Genomic DNA, 22,702 nt, shown 5'->3' with positions numbered 1-22,702 from the left:
GGCCGTCCGAGGACGACCGCCGCGCTGTCCATAAGGACGAACTACGTGGAGGCCTTCTCATACTCCGCCACCGCGTGACGCCCGGTACCCCAGCCCACGTGGGCCTCGGCGCGCATGCGCTCGACCATGTGCGGGTAGTGCAGCTCGAACGCGGGACGCTCGGACCGGATCCGCGGCAGCTCGTAGAAGTTGTGCCGCGGCGGCGGGCAGGAGGTCGCCCACTCCAGCGAATTGCCGTAGCCCCACGGGTCGTCCACGGTCACGACCTCGCCATAGCGGTAGGACTTGAAGACGTTCCACACGAACGGCAGCACCGACGCGCCCAGAATGAACGATCCGATCGTGGAGATGGTGTTCAGCGTGGTGAAGCCGTCCGAGGGCAGGTAGTCCGCGTACCGGCGCGGCATACCCGAGGTACCCAGCCAGTGCTGCACCAGGAACGTGGTGTGGAAGCCGATGAACGTGGTCCAGAAGTGCCACTTCGCGAGACGCTCGTCGAGCATGCGCCCGGTCATCTTCGGGAACCAGAAGTAGATCCCCGCGTACGTGGCGAACACGATGGTGCCGAAGAGCACGTAGTGGAAGTGCGCCACCACGAAGTAGGTGTCGGACACGTGGAAGTCCAGCGGCGGCGAGGCCAGGATGACGCCCGAGAGACCGCCGAAGAGGAAGGTGACGATGAAGCCGACCGAGAACAGCATCGGCGACTCGAAGGTGAGCTGACCGCGCCACATGGTGCCGATCCAGTTGAAGAACTTCACACCGGTCGGGACCGCGATGAGGAAGGTCATGAACGAGAAGTACGGCAGCAGCACGGCTCCCGTGGCGTACATGTGGTGCGCCCACACCGCGATCGAGAGCGCCGCGATGGCCATCGTCGCGTAGACGAGAGTGGTGTAGCCGAAGATCGGCTTGCGCGAGAACACCGGGAATATCTCGGACACGATGCCGAAGAACGGCAGCGCGATAATGTACACCTCGGGGTGGCCGAAGTACCAGAACAGGTGCTGGAACAGCATATTGCCGCCACTGGCCGGGTCGTAGATGTGACCGCCCAGGTGCCGGTCGTAGAACAGGGCCAGCGCGGCGGCCGTCAGAATCGGGAAGACCAGCAGGATCAGCAGGCTGGTGATCGCGATGTTCCAGGTGAAGATGGGCATCCGGAACATGGTCATGCCCGGGCAGCGCAGGCAGACCACGGTGGTGAGCATGTTGACGCCACCGAGGATGGTGCCCAGACCGGAGACGCCGACGCCCAGGATCCACAGGTCGGCGCCGACGCCCGGGGAGTGGACGATGTCCGACAGCGGAGTGTAGGCGGTCCAGCCGAAATCGGCCGCGCCACCGGGAGTGACGAAGCCCGCGGTCGCCATGGTCGCGCCGAACAGGTACAGCCAGTAGCTCAGCGCGTTGAGCCGGGGGAAGGCCACATCGGGCGCGCCGATCTGCAGCGGCAGGACGATGTTGGCGAAGGCGAACACGACCGCGGTCGCATAGAACAGCAGCATGATGGTGCCGTGCATGGTGAACAGCTGGTTGAACTGCTCGGCCGACAGGAACTGCAGGCCCGGCCGTGCCAACTCGGCACGCATCAGCAACGCCATGACGCCGCCGATCAGGAAGAACGTGATCGAGGTGAACAGGTACATCTGACCGAGCATCTTGGGGTCGGTCGTCGTCAACAGCTGATAGATGAACGAGCCTGTGGGGCGCTTACGGGCCGGGTAGGGCCGGACCGCCTCGAGGTTCTGTTCGGGCTTTGGAGCAACTGCAGTCACCACATCCTCCTCAGGAGGGTTCCGTCCAGCTCTACCGATCGGGCACATAGAACGGCGCACAGCGTACCGACAGCAATTCGATTTTCGCCGAGAACACTCCGGTCGGGGTGAACCGGGATAGAAACGCACGATACTGCAGGGCAGCCCCCCGAGTCGACAGTGGCCGCCCGTCGGCTCGGCACAGGTTTGACGCGTTGTTCATCGTCAGTTCATCCCGCGCAATCACGAAATACTCATGAGGCACGGTCCAATATCTGGGCTATGTCACGATCGCTGCGCACTCGCGTTCTCACTGTCGCCGTGGTCGGCATCCTCGGTGCCGTGCTCGCCGTGGAGACCGCCACCACCGCCTACGGGGAACCTCACGCCGTGATTCACGGTCGCAGCGAGGTGACCGCCCGCGTCACCGGCGAGAAGCCGGACAACAATTGCCAGATCGCGGGGTCGGGCATCAGCGGGCCGTGGGGCGCGGTCGGTCCGGACGGGACGGTCACCCTCACGCTGGGCGCGGTGCACAGCAATGCCGAGAAGCTCCGCGTCATCTGCGAGGACCCCAAGCGCGGCGACGTCAGCCTGCACACGGTCCGCTCGGACCGGGTGACCTTCGACGGGCTGCTGTCCCCCATCCGGCAGATCATGCAACACAGGTTCTTCGTCGCTGGATAACCGCGCCAGGCCCCTAGACAGATGAGGGCTGCGGCGGCGGATACCCGGCGCGGGCGGACGCCACGGCGGCGCGCACCGCGGGGACCATCTCGGTCGCGAAATGATGTGTGGCGCGCTCGCCTTCGGGATCGACCGGGAGCAGGAATTCGCTCAGGCCGTGAACCAGAGCCACTTCGGTGAGCTGGCCGGGGGTCATGGTGGGGTCGATGACGTAGGCGCGGCGGATCAGGGCCGGGACGCGCCCCGCGGCGCGGGCGCCGGTGTCGATGGCGGCCATCAGGGCGGGCAGGTTGCGGGGCGGGGCGTAGCCGAAGCTGCCGAGCCAGCCGTCGGCGAGCTCCCCGGTCAGGCGTAGCGCGCGCGGGCCGTAGACACCGAGCCAGATGCCGATCGGATGGGCCGGGCGCGGGCCGGGTTTCGCGCCGCGCAGGGGATAGAACTCGCCCTCCAGGCTCGAGCGTTCGCCCTCGCCCCAGAGCGCGCGGATGACGGCGACGGCCTCGCGCAGCGCGGTGAGGGCTTGGCCGGGGCTGCGGCGGGCGCCGCCCATGGCCTCGATGGCGTCCCAGAACGCGCCCGCGCCCAGGCCCAGTTCGACCCGGCCGCCGCTGAGCAGGTCGAGGCTGGCGGCGCTGCGGGCCAGTACCGACGGCGGGCGCAGCGGGAGGTTCGCGACCGCGGGCATGAGGGTCAGGTTGCGAGTGACGCCGGCCAGATAGGACAGCAGCGTCCAGGTGTCCAGGAAGGCGGGCTGATACGGATGATCCTGAACGGCCAGCACTTCCAGTCCGGACTGGTCGGCCTGCCGCACCAGGCGCAGCAGCGCGCGCCCGCGTGCCGCCACGGGCGGAACGAAGATCCCGAACCTGAGCTCATGCCCGTAATCCGCCATAGCGAATATCAAGCTACCGCTCCGGATGGGTACCCGGGCGAAATCGAGCGACTTCGGCGCGTCCGGGCGACGGCACCCGTTTCAGATCGTGATCAAGTGGCAACCGGAATCCATAGTCGTTGCCGGGCAACGGAATACAATTGAGACCGGGCCGTCCGGGGAAGCGGCCCGGTCTTTTCGGCAGTCGGGCCGTTCGCGAGGCGGCCGGATGAAAGGACGTGCCCAGTGCGGGTTCACAGCACGGTCGAATCGGCCCAGCGACACCTGAAGGAAGTCGATCCCTCGGCATTGCGGCATGCGCGGAACCGACTGGCGGAGACCGGAATCGCACGGTTGGGATTCCTGCTCCCCCACCAGGTCAAACGCATCCTCGCCGCCGAGGCGCTGACCCTGCTCGACCACCACAGGCAGTGGGGTGACCTGCTGCCCGAGAACGAGGGCGTAGGTCGCCGGCAGGTCGACCTGACCGAACAGGAGGTATCGGCGCACGCCGAGTGCATCCCCCAGCTCTACCACTGCGAATCCTTGCGGCACAGCCTCTCCGTCGTCGCCGCCGAACCCGTGCTGTCCTGCCCCGACGCCGAGAAGTACCGCGTCAGCCGCCTGCACCACGACGATTCACTGAGCCAATGGCACTGGGACCATTACGCTTTCGCCCTCGTCCTGGTGGTGGAGTGCCCGCCGCTCGAGGACGGCGGCTTCGTGCAGACGGTCGCGCACACCCGCCGCGACTGGGACCACGCCGACGTGTACCGGACCCTGACCCGCAATCCGATCCACTCTTGGGAACTGCAGCCCGGCGACCTCTACCTGATGCGCACCGACACCACCCTGCACCGGGTGCATCCCTTCGCGCACGGCCGCCGCACCATCGTCGCCATGACCTTCGCGTCGGGGGCGGACAGCGAACGGGAGATCCGGCGGCGGGACGCCGAACCGACACCGCATTAGACGCCGGATCGGCCCGCGTCCGCTGATGCTCAGCGCACCGCTCGAGGGTCTGCGCTCATCCGGTCGATGTGTCCTGAGTCATATACAGTGATAGCCTGATCACCGTTCACGCAGCGGGGGGCAGCGTCGCCACACCGTATCCGCTTCGGCAGTTGTGCCCACTCGGCTTAGGTGGCTCCCAATGGATCTTCTGAACCCTCTCGACGCGATCTTCCTGGCCATCGAATCCCGCGAGCATCCCATGCACGTCGGCGGTCTGCAGCTGTTCGAACCGCCCGCCGACGCGGGGCCCGAGTTCGCCCATGAGCTGTTCGAGGAGATGGCCGCGATGACCGAGGTGCGGGCCCGTTTCCGCCGCAAGCCCAGCCGGCTACTGGGCGGCTTCTCCAGCCTCGCCTGGTCCCACGCCGAGAACGTGGATCTGAGCTACCACCTGCGGCGGTCCGCGCTGCCCGCGCCCGGCGGCCTGGGTGATCTGCTGGATCTCACCGAGCGTCTGCACGGCATCCTGCTCGACCGGCACCGGCCGCTCTGGGAGGGCCGGCTCATCGAAGGCCTGTCCGACGGCCGCTTCGCGGTCTATATGAAGATGCACCACGCGCTCATCGACGGCGTCTCGGCCATGCGGCTGCTGCAGCGCACCCTCACCGACGACCCGTTCGACAGCCGGGTCAACGTCCCGTGGGGCGCGGCGCCGCTGCCGCGCGACGACAGCGGCGAGCCCACGAGCCCCTGGTCGCAGCTGCGCAAGGCGGTGCCGCGGATCCTGCGCGCCACCGGATCGATCGCCGCACCCCTGCGGGGCGCCATCGACGGGCGGCTCACCCTGCCCATGACCGCGCCACGCACTCTGCTCAACACCTCCATCGGCGGGGCCCGGCGCATCGCGGTGCGGTCCTGGCCGCTGGAACGCATCAACGGGATTCGGCAGGCCACCGGGGCCACGGTCAACGACGTGGTGCTGGCCATGAGCGCCGCGGCGCTGCGCGCCTATCTGATCGAGCGCGACGCGCTGCCGGACGAACCGCTGATCGCCATGGTGCCGGTCAATATTCGAAGCGCCGCCGAATCCGACACGTCCGAGGGCAATCAGGTGGCGGCCTGCCTGGCGAATCTCGGCACCGATATCGAGGATCCAGCTGCCCGGCTGGAAATCATCCGCACCTCCATGCACGACGCCAAACGGGTGTTCACGCAATTGCCGAAGCTGGAGGCCCTGCTGCTGTCGGCCGCCCTGATGACCCCGCTCGGAGTGTCCCTACTACCTGGTTTCGAGGCACTGCCGCGCATGCCGTTCAACCTGGTGATCTCGAATGTGCCGGGGCCGCGCAAACCGGTCTATATGCGGGGCGCGCGGCTGGACGCCAATTACCCGCTGTCGATTCCGTTCGAGTCGCAGGCCATGAACATCACGGTCACCACCAATGGCGACAATCTCGATTTCGGGCTGGTCGGCTGCCGTCGTACCGTGCCCGATCTGGATCGGATGATCGATCATCTGGAGAACGGCCTGGCCGAGTTGGAGCTGGCCGTCGCCTGAACGCCGACCGTCCATTCGCCGTTCCCGGGGCTTGCCCGTGCGAGCTTCGGGAGTCGGTTCTCTAGGCTTGCCACGTGGAAACGTCGTGGCCCGAACTGCGGAAAGCGTGTCTGCTTCTCGAGGATGAGGCGGTCTTGGCTCTGAACAAGCCCGCCGGCATCTCGGTGACCGGCGAGCGCCACGACACCGACATCGTGGACATGGCCGCGGCGCGGGGCGAGACGCTGTATCCGGTGCACCGCATCGATAAGGTCACCTCGGGCCTGGTCCTGCTGGCCAAGGAACTGCCCGCGCACGGGCAGCTCACCCGGCAGTTCAACAAGCGCACCGCGGAGAAGGCGTACCTGGCCGTCACCGCCTCCACCGGTCTGCCCGATCGCGGCGTCATCGACCTGCCGCTGAGTGTCGGCCGCAAGAACCGGGTGCGGATCGCCGCGCCCCGGGAGAGCATTCGTCGCGACGGCGACACCTGGCTGGTGGACGAACAGGATGTTCTGGCGGGCAAGAACTATCCGTCGGTCACCGAATTCACCACGCTGGCCCGCACCGACTCCCATACCGTGCTGGCCCTGCGTCCGATCACCGGGCGACGGCACCAAATTCGCGTGCACCTGGCCTGGATCGGGCACCCCATTGTCGGCGACCCGCTCTTCGACAGGTCGGGCACATTCGCTCGCACCCATCTGCATTCGTGGCGTCTGGTCCTGGACGCGCCCTGGCGACCCACCGGCACACTGGAACTGGAAGCCGAGCCGGGTGCTGACTTCTGGCGGGTCGGCGACGCCATCGTCGCCACCGATCCGCGGCAACTGCTGAGCAGCGCAAGCGAACTCATAGCCCGGACCACACCGACCGGACACTGATATAACTTCGCTATATTGGGTGGCGGGTTTCACCGAGACCGCATCAGGGCAGGTCAATTAGCCTGAATGAGGTGACCGCGGTGCGGCGGGCACAGCCGGGCGCACTGATGCTGCCCTTTACAGAAAGCGAACGCCGATGGTTCTGCTGGCTCAGCTCAGTGACACCCACTTCAACATGGGCGCACGGAATGTCGAACGCGCCGAACGGGTGATGGCCTTTCTCGCCGAGCTGCCGCAGCGACCCGACGCCATCATCGTCACCGGAGATATCGCCGACGAGGGTGATATCGAGGAGTATCAGCAGGCGCGCGCGGCGCTGGCCGCGGACCTTCCGGTGCTGATCCTGCCCGGCAATCACGACGATCGCGTCAATATGCGCAGCGTGTTCTTCCCCGGGACCGAGGGCAGCGGCCCGATCAACCAGTACTACCGGGTCAACGGCGTGACCCTGGCCCTGCTCGACTCCAGCATCCCCGGAAAGCCGGAGGGCCTGCTGGAGGATGAGACCTACGACTTCCTCACCGATCTGCTGGTGTCCACGCCCGACGATGATGTGGTGCTGGTGGCCATGCACCATCCGCCGGTGGCCGTGCAGTCCACCGTCGTGGACCCGATTCGGCTCATCAATCCGGAGCGCCTGGCCGAGATCGTGGCGGGCGATGACCGCATCGCCGCTGTCCTGACCGGCCACGTGCACGCCGGGCTCATGACCCAGTTCGCGGGCAAGCCGCTGATCGTCGCGCCGGGCGTCTCCTCCACCATCGGCTGCGAATGGGAAACGGCCGCACCGGGTCACGTGCCCATCGACTTCGCGCCCGACCCGTCGATGATCTTCCATTCCATTACCGACAACGGACTGCTGTCCATGTTCCGGCCCATCGCCATGGGCGGCTGGCTCAGCGAACCGACGGAGTGATCGCACTACGCCGATAGGCCGACGGCGTGGTGCCGGTCCAGCGTTTGAAGGCGTGAATGAAGGTCGACGCCTCCGCGTAGCCGAGGCGGATCGCCACATCGCTCACCGACAGCGGTGTGGCCGTGAGCATCTCCTCCGCCAGCGCGCGCCGCACCTCGTCCAGCAGCTGCCGGTAGCTGGTGCCGGCCGCGTCCAGGTGACGACGCAGGGTGCGGGTGCTCATATTGAGATCCTTTGCCACCGAATCGATTCCGGGCGGCACCGCGAATCCGTCCAGGCCGCCGCGCGGCACCAGACGCTCCCGCACCTCGGCCGCGATGCCGGTGCGGGCGCGGCGGCGGGAGACCAGGTCGCGGCACTGCGCCAGGCACATGGCCCAGGTGTGCTCGTTGGCCTGCGGCAGGGGCTGTTGCAGAATGGCCGGATCCAGTGCGAACAGATTGTGCTCGGCCTCGAAACTCGGTGTCAGACCGTACATTTCCGTGTACGGGCCGAGATTCTCCGGCGCCGGGAAGTCGAAGTCGGCGCGCAGCAGCGGGATGGGGCGGCCCATCAGATCCGACATCACCTGGTGCATGGCGGCGACATCGCGCTCCACCAGGAAGCGCCGCACGTCGAAGGGCACCCGCTCGTCGTGGATGCGGGCCACGAACTCACCCGGGCGCCAGCTGGCCGCCGGAATACAGAAGGTGAAGCTCAACTCCAGGTAGCGCAGCGCGAAGGCGATGGCCTCGCCCAGGGTGGGACTGCTGACGCAGGCGAAGCCGAAGATGCCGAAGGTGGTGATGCGATACCGCCGCCCCACCTCCAGCCCCAGGTTCGGGCGCGCGCCCAGTTCGCGCACCAGGTTCCGGATCACCGCCAATTCGGTGTGCGCGTCGATCTGTTCGTCCGGATCGGCCAGCTGCCGCTCGCTCAGCCCGCTGCCCTGCAGCATCCGCGCGGCCGGCACGCCGTGCTCGCGCGCGAATCCGACCATGAGAGCGACACTCGCCACGCCGCGGGGGAAATCCCAATCGCGGATTCCCGCCTCCTGCATCGTGCCCATGGCCCGATTATGGCCGAAATTCTCGATCCGGTCGCGCACTAAATCGAATGCTCGCTCCTACAGTGAGAAGGGACTTCGATGTGAGGAGCACCACAATGCCGTCGGTCATCATCATCGGTGCGGGTTTCGGCGGGCTCGGCATGGCGATCGAGTTGCAGCGCAATGGATTCCGCGAGTTCACCATTCTGGAGAAGGCCGCCGACCTGGGTGGGGTGTGGCGGGAGAACACCTATCCCGGCGCGGCCTGCGATGTGCCGTCGCCGCTGTACTCGTTCGCGCACGAACCCAAACCCCGGTGGCGGCAGCGGTATGCGACGCGCGAGGACATCTGGGAGTACATGCGCGGCATCGCCGATCGGCATGGGCTGTCCGACCACCTCGTGTTCGGGGCCGAGGTCACCGAGGCGGAATTCGACGAGACGACCGGGCAGTGGACGGTGCACACCGCCGACGGCGTGGCGCGCACCGCGGATGTGCTGGTGTCGGCGGTGGGGCAGCTGTCGCGACCGGCCATGCCGCCGATTCCGGGCATCGGAGACTTCGGCGGGAAGTACTTCCACTCCGCGCGGTGGGATCACGACGTGGAGCTGACCGGAAAGCGGGTGGCCTGTATCGGCACCGGAGCCAGCGCGATCCAGTACATCCCCGAGATCCAGCCGCGGGCCGGGCAGCTGACGGTGTTCCAGCGCACCGCGGCGTGGGTGCTGCCCAAATTCGACACCGACTACAAGCCGGTGCATCAGCGGATCCTGGTCGAGATTCCGGGAATGCCGGTGGCCGAGCGCCTTTCGTGGTGGCTCCTCGCCGAATTCGTGGCGCTGGGGCTGGTGGAGTTTCCGGGCATCGTGCGCGGGGTCTCGCGGATCGCGGAGAAGCATCTCGAGGAGCGGGTCTCCGATCCGGTGCTGCGCGCCAAGCTCACCCCCGACTATCCGATCGGCTGCAAGCGCGGACTGTTCTCCAACGACTACTTCCCCGCGCTCACCCAGCCCAATGTCACCGTGGAGACCACGGCCATCAGCGAGATCGTCCCCGAGGGCGTCCGCACCGCCGACGGCGCCCTGCACGAGGCCGACGTGATCATCTACGGCACCGGCTTCAAGGGCACGGAATTCCTGTGGCCGATGAAGATTCGCGGCCGTGGCGGCCGCATCCTGAGCGACGTGTGGGACGGCGGCGCACACGCCTATCTGGGCCTCACGGTCCCTGAATTCCCCAATATGTTCATGGTCTACGGGCCCAACACCAACCTCGGCGTCGGGTCCATCATTTACATGATCGAATCCCAGACCCACTACATCCGCCGTGCCCTGCAACTCCTCGGCGAACGACCCCGCACCTATCTCGAAGTCCGCCCCGAGGCCGAACGGGCCTTCAACGACGCCCTCCAGAAGCGGCTCGCCCGCACGCCCTGGAACTTCTGCACCAGCTGGTATCGCACGCCTTCCGGGCGCATCACCAACAATTGGCCCGGCACTACCCGCAGCTACCGCCGCCGCACTCGCGACCTCCGACTCTCCGACTACACCTTCACCTCGATTCGAGGCTGATCAGCAACACATTGGGATGCATTCACGGCATGCGCCCGAGCCTACGAACAGCGGCGCCTGCCGCGATCCCCTGCTCGCAGGCGATCTCGCCCTCCGTCCGCAAGGAACACGGTGCCGGCAGCCGACACGGAACGCTCACGAGCGTCTCCTGCCGGCACTCGGCTCGATGGATCAGAAGGGCAGCCCGATGGTCAGTACTGGTGACACGAATCGACAACCTGGCGCAGTAGGGGAATGAAGTCCGGGTTGATATCGGCGGGAGCACCCATCAGCTGCTGTTGAACGATGAGGGCCTGGAACGCGATTCGCCGCTGAGGGATCGGCTGGTCATAGGCGAGCCGGAAAGGGGCCTTCCGCTCCGGTGCCGCGTCGAGTTGCGCCGCGGTCGCAGGTTCCACCCGGTGGAAGGCCGCGTCGATCTGGTCGAACGAGCACGTCGAGCTCAACAGCGGTTCGAGATCACTCATCGGGTCGGCGACCGCCGCCCCCGCCCCGGACACCGCCACAGCAGCACCGAACCCGGCAATCGTCACTGCGATCGCGCTTGCGTACCGCGCACCGATCAACCTCATGTGAGACCAACCTTTCGTAGTAGCGGGATCAGCGGATGACAACCAGCCCTGCGCGGGCCGGACAGCACGCTACCGAAGACACCCCCTTCCCGGCGGCCGCACACGCCGCCCCACCATCTCTGTGCCGACGACAATGCTGTCAGCCCGGCAGGGCTTTGGGTGCGCGCATCAGAAGGGGCGAGCTTCACGAACCGGCTCCGGGGCGAGGGGCGGCCCGGGATGGACGGTCAACGGCGCGGCGGGTGTCCGGATTGCGGGCGTCGTGCCTGGAGTCTGTGGAGATGTTGAGAGGTCGCGGTGGGTTGGGGTGAGAACACGGCAGACTGGTAGGCGTGACCGATTCGTACCGGATTCGCGGCGGCCTGGCTGAACAGGCCGGCGTGTCCCGCGCCGGGAGACGTGCTGGGGCGACGCTGCCGACGGGGGCGCTGCGCCCGATCGAACTTGCGGCGGGGGCCGTGCTGGGTGGGGCCACGGTGGGGCTGGTGACCCTGGGGTCGCTGGTGCCGTTCGCGGCGGCGCTGCAACTGGTGGCGGCGGTGCCGATGGGGTTGCTGGCGCATCGGCACCGGTTCCGGGCGCAGCTGGCGACCACCATCGCGGGGGCGCTGGTGACCTTCGTGGCGGCGGGCCTGCTGCCCGCCGAGAATCTGGTCGGCGTCGCCGTCATCGGCGGGATCATCGGAACGGTCAAGCGCAGGCGCGGCGGACTGCCCGCGGTGGTGGCGCTGTCGGCGCTGGCCGGATTCGTGATGGCCGCTCTGTCGATCGGCATGCTGCTGGCCTTCGCGCAGTCGCGGCACCTGCTGTTCGACAGCATCCGCAATTCCGCGCAGGGCATCGAAAACCTCGCGGCGCGCCAGCCTTCGCTGAAGCCGCTGGGCCGGGCGGTGGCCGACTACACCGACACCGTTCTGCACTGGTGGTGGGCGTTCGTGGGCGGCGGCATCATCGCCGCCATGATGGTGAGCGGGGTGTTCTCCTGGTTCGTGCTGGGGCGGGTGCTGGATCGGCTGGCCTGGTTGCCGGGCCGGGACAGCCTGCTGGACGCGCCCGCCGACCCGCGGCCGGTCGCGCCGCTGCCGGTCACCTTGCGGGAGGTCGCTTTCCGCTATCCGGGCGCGCGCACCGATGCCCTGCACGACATCGACCTGACCGTGGACGTCGGCGAGTTCGTGGCGGTGGTCGGCCACAACGGCTCCGGAAAGTCCACGCTCACCAGGATTCTCGCGGGCCGCCCGCCGACCGCGGGCACCGTTACCCGGCCGGGCGCGGCGGGTCTGGGCGTGCGCGGCGGCACCGCCATGGTGCTGCAACGGCCCGAGAGCCAGACCCTCGGTGTCCTCGTCGCCGACGACGTGGTGTGGGGCCTGCCCACCGAGGACGCCGCGGCCGTGAATGTCGACGCGCTGCTGACCGAGGTCGGATTGACCGGCATGGGCGGGCGTGAGACCGCGACCCTGTCCGGTGGTCAGCAGCAGCGGCTCGCGGTGGCCGCCGCCTTGGCCCGGCAGCCGACGCTGCTCATCGCCGACGAGGCCACGTCGATGATCGACCCCGAAGGCCGTCGCGACCTGGTCGCGCTGCTGGCCGACCTGCCCCGCAGGCATCCGATGGCCGTCGTCCTGGTGACCCACCACGAGGCCGACGCGGCCGCCGCCGACCGCGTGGTCCATCTGGAACAGGGCCGCTCGGTCGGCCATCTGCCCGCCTGGCCGCGCCCGGTCCGCGATCCGCGCCGCCGGCCCATGGGCGATCCCGTCCTCGAACTGCGCGGCGTCGGGCACACCTACAACCGCGTCACCCCCTGGGAGACCCCGGCCCTGCACGGCATCGACCTGAGTGTCCGCCGCGGCGAAGCCCTGCTCATCGTGGGCGGCAATGGTTCCGGCAAGTCCACGCTGGCCTGGATCATGGCGGGCCTCACCACGCCCACCTCGGGTACCTGCGTCCTGCGCGAACCCATGGGCACCACCCGCCCGGTGCACAAGCGAATCGGGGCCGTACAGCTGGCCTTCCAGCACTCCCGACTGCAATTGCAGCGCCAGGATGTGGGCACCGAGATCGAGGACTGGGGCGGCCGCGGCAGTTACGCGGTGGCCCGTGCCCTCGACGCCGTGGGCCTGGACCGGGCACTGGCCTCTCGCTCGATCGAGGAACTCAGCGGCGGCCAGGCCAAACGCGTGGTGCTGGCCGCCATCGTGGCGAGCCACCCCCAGGTGGTGGTGCTCGACGAACCGCTGGCCGGGCTGGATCCGGCGGGCCGCGCCGGAGTCGTGGAACTGCTCGCCCGACTACGGGATTCGGGGTTGACCCTGATCGTCATCTCGCACGACGTGTCCGACATGGCCGCGGTGTGCGACCGCACCGTCCATCTGCGCGATGGTCGTCTCGTCGAAAATGATTCCACCGCAGTGCGATACGGCCAGGCCCATGATTTCACCGGAGGTGTCCGATGAGCAGTGTCGTCCTCCGCGAGGTCCCCGTCGACAGCCCCGTGCATCGACTCTGGGCCGGTACCAAGATGATCGGCGTCTTCGCCATCAGCCTGCTGCTCATGTTCATACCGTCCTGGGGGCTGCTGGGCGTGGCGACGGTGTTCCTGGTGGCGGTGTTCCTGCTGGCGCGCCTGCCGCTGGGCACAGTGCCCCGTTTTCCGTGGTGGGTGTGGGCGGGCGTGCTGATCGGCGCGGCCATCAACGCACCGGTCAGCACGTCGGCACTGTTGCGATACGCGCAGGTGATCGTCTTCGGATTCCTGCTGCTCGGTGCGTCCTTCCTGGTCGCCTGGACCACCCCCATGGGGGAGGTCGCGCCCGCGCTGGCCAAACTCGGCGCACCGCTGAAGCGGATCGCCTGGACCCGCAACGGGGTCCGCCACGCCATTCCCGTCGACGAGTGGGCCGTGGTGGTCGCGCTGACCCTGCGCGGCCTGCCGCTCCTGCTCGAGGAGATGCGAGTGCTCCGCGCGGCGCGCAAACTGCGGCCGAAGGATTCACTGCTGCATCGCGCGTCGGAGAATCCGCTGGTCGACATTCTGACCGCGAGCATGGCGGTCTCCAGCCGCCGCGCGGCCGAACTCGGCGAGGCCATCACGACCCGCGGCGGCACCGGCGAGCTCACCGCCCGCCCGGGTGCGCCGGGCCGCGCCGATGCGGTGGCGCTGTTGGTGGTGGCATTGGTGTGCGCGCTGGGCATCGGCGTCGAAGTGCTTCTCTAGCAACACTCGAGTCGAGAATCGCTCGGATTGTCGGTGGGCCGCGCTACCGTGTTCGCCAGTAGAACATGTTGCTGAATGCCGCCCGGCTCGCAAGTTCACAAAGGGGGAATTCTTTCTATCGAGCCGTGTGTTGCCTCGAGAACCTGATGAAGATTGGAAGACCCATGATGCTGCGCAAGATCACTGCTGTTGCCGCGCCGGTGGTCACGGCGGTCGCCATCGCCGGAGCCGGTGTGGCACACGCGAATCCATCGGTACCCGACATCGGCTACCAGACCCAGCTGGTCGGCAATACCGTCGTCACCACCCTCACCAACGGCAGCTTCGAACTGGCGGGCGCCGCGGTGAACATCAAGGACGCCGCCGGCGCCACGGTTCTCAGTCTGCCGCTCGCCTTCGAGCAGGACGGCCTGAGCTTCCCACTGCCCGGCACTGTCAGCGATGACGGCGCCACCCTCAGCCTGACGGCGGTCAAGGACGTCGCCGCGGCCACGCCGGTACTGCACCCGGTGGCCTCGAACAACGAGAACCAGCGCGCCATGGATGCCTTCAGCAGCCAGTTCGGCATCGCCACCGCCATCGGCAGCTTCCTGGGCCTCGCGGTGGGCGCTGCGGTCGGCGCTGTCGGATTCTTCGGCGGCGCCTTCGGTCTGGCGACCGTGCCGATCGCGGCGGGCATCGGCGCGGTCATCGGCACTCTGGTGGTGGGCGGTCCGGCCCTGATCATCGCGGGTGTCGATCTGCTGAACACGCTGAACGCGGCGCCCGGCACCACCAAGTGGGTCCAGCCTGGCGACATCTGACACCGGGCGCCGGGTGCACCGCGCGGTCGAGCTGCTCAGCCACCGCAGCGCGCGGGGCACCCGGCGGTGATCGGCTTCTGATTCCGCTCGTGAATCGGTGTCCGCCAGGCTTACGCCAGCCGGTGCCCGATGATTCACCCCGCGCCGAGAGGCCGAAGCGCCATAGCCGCCTGAACCCTCCGGGATTGACAGGCTAACGGCGTTCGCCTTACCGTAGAAGCTAACAACGTTAGCCTCTGCTGGAAGCCTCGGAGGGTCCGATGACCACCATCGCCACCAACCCGCCGGCCACCACCGGCCACCACATCCCGGCCCTCGTCCGCAAGGCCGGTTGGGTCACGTGGACGGTGTTCCTCGCCGCCTTCGCCATTCTCGAGGGCGTCAACCATGGCACCGCCTCCTGGCTGGCGCTGGTGGCGGGCCTCATCGCACCCGATCTGACCTTCTTCGCCGCCATCGGCGCGAAAGGCCCTGTGCGGCAAGGGCAACTGCCCCGCCAGGCGGTCCCGTTCTACAATGCCGCGCACCGCATCTGGATCCCGCTGGCCCTGGCCATCATCTATGCCTTTGCCCCGCTGCGGGTTCCGGCCCTGTTCACCTTCCTGCTCGCTTGGATGCTGCACATCGGCATCGACCGCATCGTCGGCTACGGCCTGCGCACCGCGGACGGCTTCCTCCGTGGCTGACCCGACCGCAACGCTCACCGGGCGACAGCGGCAGATCGCCGCGGCCGCTCGCGCGCTGTTGGACGAGCAGGGCCCCGAGGCTCTCACCATGCGCAATGTCGCAGCAGCCCTGGGCATCAAGGCCCCATCCCTGTACAAGCACGTCCCGGACAAGACCGCCCTCGAAACCCTGGTGGTGGCACAGGGTTTCGCCGAGCTCGCCGAAGCGCTGGAAGCGGCCGCGCCACAGGGTCTCCCCGGAGTCGCCGAGGCATACCGCGACTACGGCCTGTCCCACCCGCATGTCTACCGACTCATGAACTACCGCCCCCTACGTCGAGATCTACTACCGCCGGGCCTCGAGGAACGAACCGCGCAGCCACTGGTCGCCGCCGTCGGCGGCGACCCGGCCCGAGCCCGCGCCCTCTGGGCGTTCGCCCACGGCATGGTGAGCCTCGAGATCGACGGCCGGTTTCCCGGCGACGCCGACCTGGCAGCCGCGTGGCGAGCAGGTCTCGACTCCTTCCGCTGATGCCGTCGAAATTTTTTTCGCGCCGTGTCGATCTGCCGTCCTCCCCGTTCGACCTTGGCATGAGAGGGTCGGACAGCGACCCGCGACGAGGAGGATGACCATGAAGTACATGCTGATCTGGCGCGCCGACGACAAGGGCAATGCCGCCATGGCAGAGTCCGATTTCGAGAAGGTGATGGAATCGGTCGGGCGGTACAACGACGAGTTGATCCGCGCCGGGGTGCTGCTGGCGGCGGAGGGCCTCGACAGTGCGGAAGACGGCGTGGTGGTGGACTTCTCGTCGGAGCCGCCGCTGGTGACCGACGGACCGTACGGCGAGACCAAGGAGCTGTTCGGCGGCTTCTACATCCTGAACGTGGCCTCCAAGGAGGAGGCCGTGGAATGGGCCAAGCGGGCGCCGTCGTTCGGGCCCGGGTTCAAGACCGAGATCCGGCGGGTCACCACCATCGACGAATTCCCGCAGGACAACGAGTGGATTCAGAAGGAACGCGCGTGGCGCGAGGCCACCGGGCAGCTGTGAGCCGCTGAGACATGGCCCACTCCAGCGGTCGGGAGGCCGTGGCCGCGGTGTGGCGCATCGAATCCGCGCGCATTGTCGGTGCGCTGGCCCGATACACCGGCGATTTCGCCCTGGCCGAGGACCTCGCCCAGGAAGCTTTGGCGGAGGCGCTGGTGACCTGGCCGCGCGCCGGCGTGCCGCGCAATCCCGCGGGGTGGCTGCTCACCGTGGGCCGGCGGCGGGCGATCGACGCCTTCCGCCGCCGGGCCCTTCGCGACGACCGGTACGCCGCCCTCGCCCGCGAACTGGGCGAGGGCGGGGCGGCCGCCGGCGGGCCCGCCCCGGAAGCGCCCGGCGCGGAACCGCTCTGGGATCCCGATCAGATCGATGACGATGTCCTAGCCCTGATGTTCGTGTCCTGCCATCCGGTGCTGTCCCGCGAGGCACGGGTCGCGCTGACCCTGCGCGTGGTCGGAGGCCTGTCCAGCGACGAGATCGCGAAAGCCTTCCTGATTCCGACGGCCACCGTCCAGGCGCGGATCACCCGGGCCAAGAAAACCCTTGCGGCGGCGCGTGTTCGGTTCGCGGTGCCGCCCGCGGACGAGCGCGGAGCCCGTCTGGGTTCGGTTCTCAATGTGCTCTACGTGATCTTCACCGAGGGCTCCTCGGCCACCTCGGGCGCGGACCTGATCCGGCTGGATCTCGCGGCCGAGGCCCAACGCCTGGCGCGGGTGCTGGCCCGGCTCATGCCCGCGGAGCCCGAGGTCCACGGCCTGCTGGCGCTGCTCGAGCTGACCGCCGCGCGGTTCCCGGCCCGCACCGACGCACGAGGACGGCCGATCCTGCTGGAGCGGCAGAATCGGGGGCGCTGGGACCATGCGGCCATACGCCGCGGGCGGGCCGCATTGGAGCAGGCGTCCCGGGCGGGGCGCGGTCTCGGCGCGTACGGCTTGCAGGCCGCGATCGCCGAATGTCATGCGGTCGCCGCATCCGTCGACAGCACCGACTGGGATCGCATCGTGCTGCTCTACGAAGCGCTCGGCCGGCTCTCCCCGTCACCGATCGTGGATCTCAACCGCGCGGTCGCCGTCTGCATGGCGCAAGGACCGGCCGCCGCGCTCGAGATCGTGGACGAGCTCGACGATTCCGCGGCACTGCCGAATTCCCACCTCCTGCCGAGTGTGCGCGGTGAACTGCTCGCCAAACTGGGACGCGCCCCCGAAGCTCGCACCGAGTTCGAACGCGCGATCCGGCTGTGCGGCAACGACAGTGAGCGCGGCGTGCTCGAAGGCAAACTGGCCGAGCTGCGCTCCGCACGGACATGAGCCGACAGGGCGTGGAATCCGTGGACGCGGTGGCGCTTTCGGTTCGGCGACGTATCGATCGCCGCGGGCGTCGGCCCGATCATCGGGTATCTTCCGGTGAACGGCCCGGCCCTGCTCATCGCCGATGTCGATCTGCCGAGCATGCCGGCCGCCGTGCCCGGCGCCACCGAGTGGGCTCGGCCCGGCGACCGGTACCACCCGAGCGCGGGCGAACCGGACGCTGACGGCGATCAGCCGGCTCAGCGCACGGTGCATCCGGCAGCCACCGGGTCGCCGGCGAAGCGATCCGACAGAAAGTTCATGGCGCCCAGGGCTTCTCCGACCGCTGCGGGATTGTGGCCCGGGATCGCCGAGTGCACGGCGGTGAGATTCGCGCCCAGGGCGCAGTAACGGTCCACGAGGGCGCTGAAACCGGTCGACGGAATCACATCGTCGTCATTGCTGTGGTATAGGTACAGCGGCACGTCGGGCGCCCAGCCGCCCAGCTCCTGGCGGCTGGCCGCAGCCCGGAAGGCTTGGCTGCCAAGGATATCCGGGACGCTCGAGTAATCGTCGACGTGCCGGAAGACGTGGTGGACCACCAGGTCGCCGCCACAGGAGGTCGCCTCCTGCGCCAGCAGGGCCTTACCGCTGTCGTTGAGCGTGTCCGCCAGACCGGAGCCGGAATCGTCACGAGCCAGGGCGATCAGGATCAGCACCGCGAGCCCCGCCTGATAGCTGCCGTCCACTTTGTGCGCGAGGGCGGGGATATCGGCGGGTACGCCACCGGAGGTCACGCCCGCGAACCAGATCTCGGGCGCGTAGCTCGCCCGCAGCTGCATGGCCCACAGGGTGGCGAAGGCGCCGCCCGAGTAGCCCCAGGCTCCGAGTGGGCTGGCATCGGTGATTCCCAGCGGCGCAAAGGATTTGGCGGCACGCACACCGTCCAGCACCGCCCGGCCGGAGTTCACGCCGTCGAAGAAGCGGGACCGCGGGCCCTCGTAGTCCGACACCACGACGGCCCAGCCGCGGCGCAGTGCCTCGGCCAGGAACGGCACGTCCAGCAGGGTGGTGGCAATGGAGAAGTCCCGCCCGCCGCGCAGCGCGAACGATGGGGCGCAACGGGTTCCGAGACTGTCCTCGGCGATCTGATACGACAGCAGCGGCCGATCGCCGGGACCGGTCCAGGGCGCGAGCGGCGTCATGACGGTGGCCATATCGGCGACGGCCTCGCCGGCGGAATCGGTGGTGCCGTACTGCACCTGCCAGCCCGCCACCGGGAGCGGCAGCCCGAGGACGGCGATGGGCCGGGATTTGAGGACAGCCCCGTTTGCGAACTCTCTCAGGTTGATCGGCGCCGAGTAGAACGGATCATCATCAGGATAGGGGATGTCGGCGCGCGTGCCGGGTACCGCGACCGCCGCGGCCAGCAGCGTCACCGCGCCTATCAACCCGGCGCGCCACCAGTGTCGAACTCTGCGTGAGCGCTCCGTGAATCCACGTGTGCGTACCCCGAACCATGCGCCATCCCGCCGCATAACGCCTCCAGCGTCGAATCACCCGACACTCCAGACCCCACGGACCGCTGTTCGCGCCGACAAGAACTCCGGCGCATCACAGAACCAAAATTACTGCGGGCCGGTACTCGCGGTCAACGCGTCTCCGCGCGTCGTGAACACGGCGTTGCGCGGCTTCCTGCACGAAGAGATCACTCCAGCTAGAGGCCAGATCTTGGTGACTGGATCTACCGGGTACATGCCAGTTGCCGCCATGCTCGGTCAATGTTGTTGCGCCGCCTCATCGCCCTGTATGTCGGGCTCTGGCTCTACGGCTTCTCCATGGCAGTCATGATCCGGGCCGCGCTCGGCCTGGACCCGTGGGATGTGTTCCACCAGGGCGTGACCGATCAGGTTCCGCTGAGTTTCGGTACGGTCGTGGCGATTACCGGCGCGGTGGTGCTGCTGGCCTGGATTCCGCTGCGGCAGTGGCCCGGTCTGGGCACGGTCAGCAATGTCGTGGTCATCGCTGTCTCGGTGGACGCGGGGCTCTGGCTGCTGCCGGATCTGCACGGGTTGCCGATCCGGATCGGGGCCATGGGGACAGCGGTGGTGCTCAATGCGATTGCGACGGTGCTCTATATCGGCGCGGGCATGGGACCGGGGCCGCGCGATGGCCTGATGACCGGTCTGGTTCGGCGCACGGGCAAGCCGGTGTGGGTCATCCGGACAGGGTTGGAGGCGACGGTGTTGTCCGTGGGTTGGATCCTCGGCGGCAGCGTGGGTGTGGGCACGGTTGTGTACGCGTTCGCCATCGGACCGCTGATCCAGCTGATGATCCCCTTCGCGGATCGGTTCCTGCCGGGCTTCCCTCGGCCGGAGCGGGCCGGTTCATCCACGCCGGAGACCAAGCCGATGGTCGCCTGAACAGCGGCGACTATTCCGGGCGTGCCGGAGGAAAGCGCCGGACCTCGCGCGATGCCGTCGCACCGAAGCGGACGGGGTCGGCGACGGTGGGTACGACCTTGCCGGTGGTGTGCCCGCGTCCCACCAGCTGATCGGCCTGCGCCGCACGCGCCTGTCGAAAGGCCGAGCTAGGCGAAAAGGTCAGTCGGAACTGGGAATCCAGGCCGGATGCCACAGGCGTCCGGCCTCGGTCCAGTTCATGAAGCGCACGGTGCCCGTGAGTTTCGGCGCCACCCAGACCGCGTCCTTGCGCTCGTCAGCGGTCAGCTCATTGTCGAACGGGCTGGTCTTGCGTTCCAGGCGACGCAGCCGGTCCGCGAGGTCGCTCATCTCCTGCTCGCTGAACCCGGTGCCGACCCGGCCCAGGTAGTACAGCTCCCCCTCGTGCGGAACGCCGACCAGCAGCGAAGCGAACTGCCGCACTTCCGATCTCCGGTACCCGCCGATCACCACCGACAGCGTCCGCCAGTTCCGGGTCTTGATCCAGGACTGCCCGCGCCGCCCGGGTAGGTACACCGAGTCCCGCCGCTTGGCGACCACACCCTCCATGCCGTGATCCTGGCTGTACCGCAGGGCTTCCGCGCCCGTCCCCCGCAACTGCTTCGGCACGATGAGCGAACGCGCCTGCTCGGCAAGCGCTTCCAGCACCCGCCGCCGATCGTCGTAGCGCTTGCGGACCAACGAGGTGCCGTCCAGATAGAGCAGGTCGAAGGCCAGGAAGACCGCGCGCGCCGAATCCTCCCGCAGCAGGCCGAGATTCGCGCCGCCATGATCGTCGAAGACCACCGCCTCACCGTCGAGCACCGCACTGTGCCCGGACAGTTCCGAACCCAGCGTCGCCAGGCCGGGATACTTCCCGGTGACCACATGCCCGGCGCGGCTACGCAAGGTCACTGCGCCGTCCTCGATCTCGGCGATCAGCCGGAAGCCGTCCCATTTGGTCTCGAAGGCCCAGTGCTCCGCGTCGAGGGTCGTCACATCCCCCGCCGTGGCCAGCATGGGCGTCACACCACGCGGCATGGGCGCGGGCGCGCGCCGCGGCGAGACCGAGACCTGCCGCGCCCTATCGCCCTCCACCTCCAGCGGCGTCTGATCCTTCATCAGATGCATGAGCCACTGGTTCCCATTGGTCTGGATCAGCGCGTACCGCCCCTCCAGCCGCCGCCCGCGCAGCCAGACGATGACCTCGTCGTCACGCCACTTCTCGGTCTCGTAGGTGCCGGTGTCCCAGATGGTCATCTCACCGCCGCCGTACTCGCCCTTGGGGATGGTCCCGTGAAAGGTGAGGTACTCCATCGGATGGTCCTCGGTACGCACGGCCAGCCGGTTCTCGCCGGTATCGGTGGGCGGGCCCTTGGGCACCGCCCAGGACACCAGCACGCCCTCACGCTCCAACCGAAGATCCCAGTGCAGCCGCCGCGCGTGATGCTCCTGCACCACGAACCGATCTCCCGGACCGGGGGCGGGCGGGCCCGGCGGCACCGGTTCGGGCGTGCGCCGCGGGTCTCGCATGGACCGGTAGATGTCGAGCCGGTCCGGAACCTGTTCCGGCAGTGGCTCGTCCAGTCCCTCGAGCAGATCCCCCTGCTCCTCCCACCGCCGCCGCACCTCCTCGAATCGCAAGTGGCGCAGCTTCTTCGGCTTCTCGATCTCCACCCATGACCGCGGCGCGGCCACCCACGGTTCGGTGCGCCCGCGCAGTGAGTAGGGCGCGATGGTGGTCTTGGCCGGATTGTTCTGGCTCCAGTCCAGGAACACCTTCCCACCGCGCGCCGACCTGGCCATGGTGGCCGTCACCAGCTCGGGCCGCAGCTGTTGCAGATTGGCGGCCACCTGCTTGGCCACGGCCGACGCCCCGCTCGGCCCGACCTTGCGGTCCAGCGGCACATAGATGTGGATTCCCTTGGAGCCGCTGGTGACCGGGTACGCCTTCAGCCCCACCCCGCGCACCACATCCCGCAGGATGAGCGCCACCTCGGCGCACTGCGCCAGCCCGGCTCCCGGTCCGGGATCCAGGTCGAACACCAGCCGGGTGATGTCCCCGACCTCGGCCCCGTCGAAACGCCATTGCGGCACATGCAATTCCAACGCCGCCTGCTGCCCCAGCCAGGCCATGCCGGCGACACTGTCGATGAGCGGATACACCACCGGCCGGTCCGATTGCTGAACTGTCCTCCGCTCCAACCACTTCGGCGCGTGCTCGGCCAAATTCTTCTCGAAGAACGACGGCTCGTCCACCCCGTTCGGCCACCGCTTGCGGGTCACCGGCCGCTCCGCGATGTGCGGCAGAATGGCCGGGGCGATGGCAGTGAAATAGTCGACGACATCCCCCTTGGTCGTCCCGGTGGCCGGGTACAGCACCTTGTCGAGGTTGGTCAACCCAACCCCGATACCCCCGAAATCCCTGCGGGACCTCATAACAGCAGTTTAGGGCCGGGCCC

At 68.2% G+C, this 22,702-nt stretch carries 20 protein-coding genes; 14 read left to right on the top strand and 6 right to left on the bottom strand.

Going from position 1 to position 22,702, the window contains the following annotated elements; all coding sequences use genetic code 11:
- Positions 1 to 41 precede the first annotated feature (41 nt).
- Entirely contained in the window at positions 42 to 1,778 is a 1,737-nt protein-coding gene (ctaD, locus tag GLP40_RS01115; RefSeq protein ID WP_328289550.1) for an aa3-type cytochrome oxidase subunit I, read from the bottom strand.
- Between the two features lie 261 nt (positions 1,779 to 2,039).
- Here ctaD and GLP40_RS01110 point away from each other — a divergent pair, with 261 nt between their 5' ends.
- Positions 2,040 to 2,444, top strand: a complete 405-nt coding sequence (locus GLP40_RS01110) for a hypothetical protein (RefSeq protein ID WP_154785919.1) — start codon at positions 2,040 to 2,042, stop codon at positions 2,442 to 2,444.
- A gap of 13 nt (positions 2,445 to 2,457) precedes the next feature.
- On the opposite strand, the gene GLP40_RS01105 is transcribed toward GLP40_RS01110, so the two are convergent.
- Positions 2,458 to 3,336, bottom strand: coding sequence for an LLM class flavin-dependent oxidoreductase (locus tag GLP40_RS01105; RefSeq protein ID WP_154785918.1), 879 nt, complete (start codon positions 3,334 to 3,336; stop codon positions 2,458 to 2,460).
- A 225-nt stretch (positions 3,337 to 3,561) separates the two neighbouring features.
- Between GLP40_RS01105 and GLP40_RS01100 the strand changes: the two genes are divergently transcribed.
- The 4 genes from GLP40_RS01100 to GLP40_RS01085 all read left to right on the top strand — a co-directional run bounded on the left by GLP40_RS01100 (position 3,562) and on the right by GLP40_RS01085 (position 7,606).
- On the top strand, positions 3,562 to 4,287 hold the full coding sequence (locus GLP40_RS01100) for a HalD/BesD family halogenase (protein WP_154785917.1): 726 nt from the start codon (positions 3,562 to 3,564) through the stop codon (positions 4,285 to 4,287).
- 181 nt (positions 4,288 to 4,468) lie between these two features.
- Complete coding sequence (locus GLP40_RS01095; protein ID WP_154785916.1) at positions 4,469 to 5,827, top strand: WS/DGAT/MGAT family O-acyltransferase; 1,359 nt, start codon at positions 4,469 to 4,471, stop codon at positions 5,825 to 5,827.
- Positions 5,828 to 5,901: 74 nt separating this feature from the next.
- Positions 5,902 to 6,690: an RluA family pseudouridine synthase gene (locus tag GLP40_RS01090; protein WP_328289549.1), complete on the top strand. Its 789-nt coding sequence runs from the start codon at positions 5,902 to 5,904 to the stop codon at positions 6,688 to 6,690.
- Between the two features lie 136 nt (positions 6,691 to 6,826).
- The gene (locus GLP40_RS01085) at positions 6,827 to 7,606 is read left to right on the top strand and encodes a metallophosphoesterase (protein ID WP_154785915.1); all 780 of its coding nucleotides are present in this window, start codon (positions 6,827 to 6,829) and stop codon (positions 7,604 to 7,606) included.
- Here GLP40_RS01085 and GLP40_RS01080 read toward each other — a convergent pair.
- Entirely contained in the window at positions 7,587 to 8,654 is a 1,068-nt protein-coding gene (locus GLP40_RS01080) for an AraC family transcriptional regulator (protein WP_154785914.1), read from the bottom strand. The two genes, GLP40_RS01085 and GLP40_RS01080, sit on opposite strands and share 20 nt — an antisense overlap.
- Positions 8,655 to 8,749: 95 nt before the next feature.
- On the opposite strand from GLP40_RS01080, the gene GLP40_RS01075 reads away from it, so the two are divergent.
- Entirely contained in the window at positions 8,750 to 10,204 is a 1,455-nt protein-coding gene (locus tag GLP40_RS01075) for a flavin-containing monooxygenase (protein ID WP_154785913.1), read from the top strand.
- Positions 10,205 to 10,395: 191 nt separating this feature from the next.
- Here the strand turns inward: GLP40_RS01075 and GLP40_RS01070 are convergent, their stop codons facing one another.
- Complete coding sequence (locus GLP40_RS01070) at positions 10,396 to 10,776, bottom strand: hemophore-related protein (protein WP_154785912.1); 381 nt, start codon at positions 10,774 to 10,776, stop codon at positions 10,396 to 10,398.
- A 380-nt stretch (positions 10,777 to 11,156) separates the two neighbouring features.
- On the opposite strand from GLP40_RS01070, the gene GLP40_RS01065 reads away from it, so the two are divergent.
- From GLP40_RS01065 to GLP40_RS01035, 7 genes are all read left to right on the top strand, one after another.
- Entirely contained in the window at positions 11,157 to 13,235 is a 2,079-nt protein-coding gene (locus tag GLP40_RS01065) for an ABC transporter ATP-binding protein (protein ID WP_328289627.1), read from the top strand.
- The gene (locus tag GLP40_RS01060) at positions 13,232 to 13,996 is read left to right on the top strand and encodes an energy-coupling factor transporter transmembrane component T family protein (RefSeq protein ID WP_154785911.1); all 765 of its coding nucleotides are present in this window, start codon (positions 13,232 to 13,234) and stop codon (positions 13,994 to 13,996) included. Before GLP40_RS01065 ends, GLP40_RS01060 begins: the two co-directional genes overlap by 4 nt.
- 146 nt (positions 13,997 to 14,142) lie before the next feature.
- Positions 14,143 to 14,799: an ammonium transporter gene (locus GLP40_RS01055; RefSeq protein WP_328289548.1), complete on the top strand. Its 657-nt coding sequence runs from the start codon at positions 14,143 to 14,145 to the stop codon at positions 14,797 to 14,799.
- Positions 14,800 to 15,059: 260 nt separating this feature from the next.
- The gene (locus tag GLP40_RS01050; RefSeq protein WP_154785910.1) at positions 15,060 to 15,485 is read left to right on the top strand and encodes a DUF4260 family protein; all 426 of its coding nucleotides are present in this window, start codon (positions 15,060 to 15,062) and stop codon (positions 15,483 to 15,485) included.
- Entirely contained in the window at positions 15,478 to 15,996 is a 519-nt protein-coding gene (locus GLP40_RS01045) for a TetR/AcrR family transcriptional regulator (protein ID WP_328289547.1), read from the top strand. Before GLP40_RS01050 ends, GLP40_RS01045 begins: the two co-directional genes overlap by 8 nt.
- Before the next feature lie 100 nt (positions 15,997 to 16,096).
- Positions 16,097 to 16,516, top strand: a complete 420-nt coding sequence (locus tag GLP40_RS01040; RefSeq protein WP_154785908.1) for a YciI family protein — start codon at positions 16,097 to 16,099, stop codon at positions 16,514 to 16,516.
- 11 nt (positions 16,517 to 16,527) lie between these two features.
- Positions 16,528 to 17,820 (top strand): RNA polymerase sigma factor, encoded by a 1,293-nt coding sequence (locus GLP40_RS01035; RefSeq protein WP_154785907.1) that lies wholly within the window; start codon positions 16,528 to 16,530, stop codon positions 17,818 to 17,820.
- 239 nt (positions 17,821 to 18,059) lie between these two features.
- On the opposite strand, the gene GLP40_RS01030 is transcribed toward GLP40_RS01035, so the two are convergent.
- Entirely contained in the window at positions 18,060 to 19,238 is a 1,179-nt protein-coding gene (locus GLP40_RS01030; RefSeq protein ID WP_196054482.1) for a lipase family protein, read from the bottom strand.
- Positions 19,239 to 19,580: 342 nt separating this feature from the next.
- On the opposite strand from GLP40_RS01030, the gene yczE reads away from it, so the two are divergent.
- Positions 19,581 to 20,222, top strand: coding sequence for a membrane protein YczE (yczE, locus tag GLP40_RS01025; protein WP_154785905.1), 642 nt, complete (start codon positions 19,581 to 19,583; stop codon positions 20,220 to 20,222).
- A gap of 180 nt (positions 20,223 to 20,402) precedes the next feature.
- On the opposite strand, the gene GLP40_RS01020 is transcribed toward yczE, so the two are convergent.
- Positions 20,403 to 22,679 (bottom strand): ATP-dependent DNA ligase, encoded by a 2,277-nt coding sequence (locus tag GLP40_RS01020; RefSeq protein ID WP_154785904.1) that lies wholly within the window; start codon positions 22,677 to 22,679, stop codon positions 20,403 to 20,405.
- Positions 22,680 to 22,702 lie beyond the last annotated feature (23 nt).

The sequence above is a fragment of the Nocardia aurantiaca genome, from assembly GCF_009708175.1.
GTDB lineage: Bacteria > Actinomycetota > Actinomycetes > Mycobacteriales > Mycobacteriaceae > Nocardia > Nocardia aurantiaca.
The sequence above is the reverse complement of the archived record's forward strand: the minus strand, read 5'-3'. Positions and strand labels throughout refer to the sequence as shown.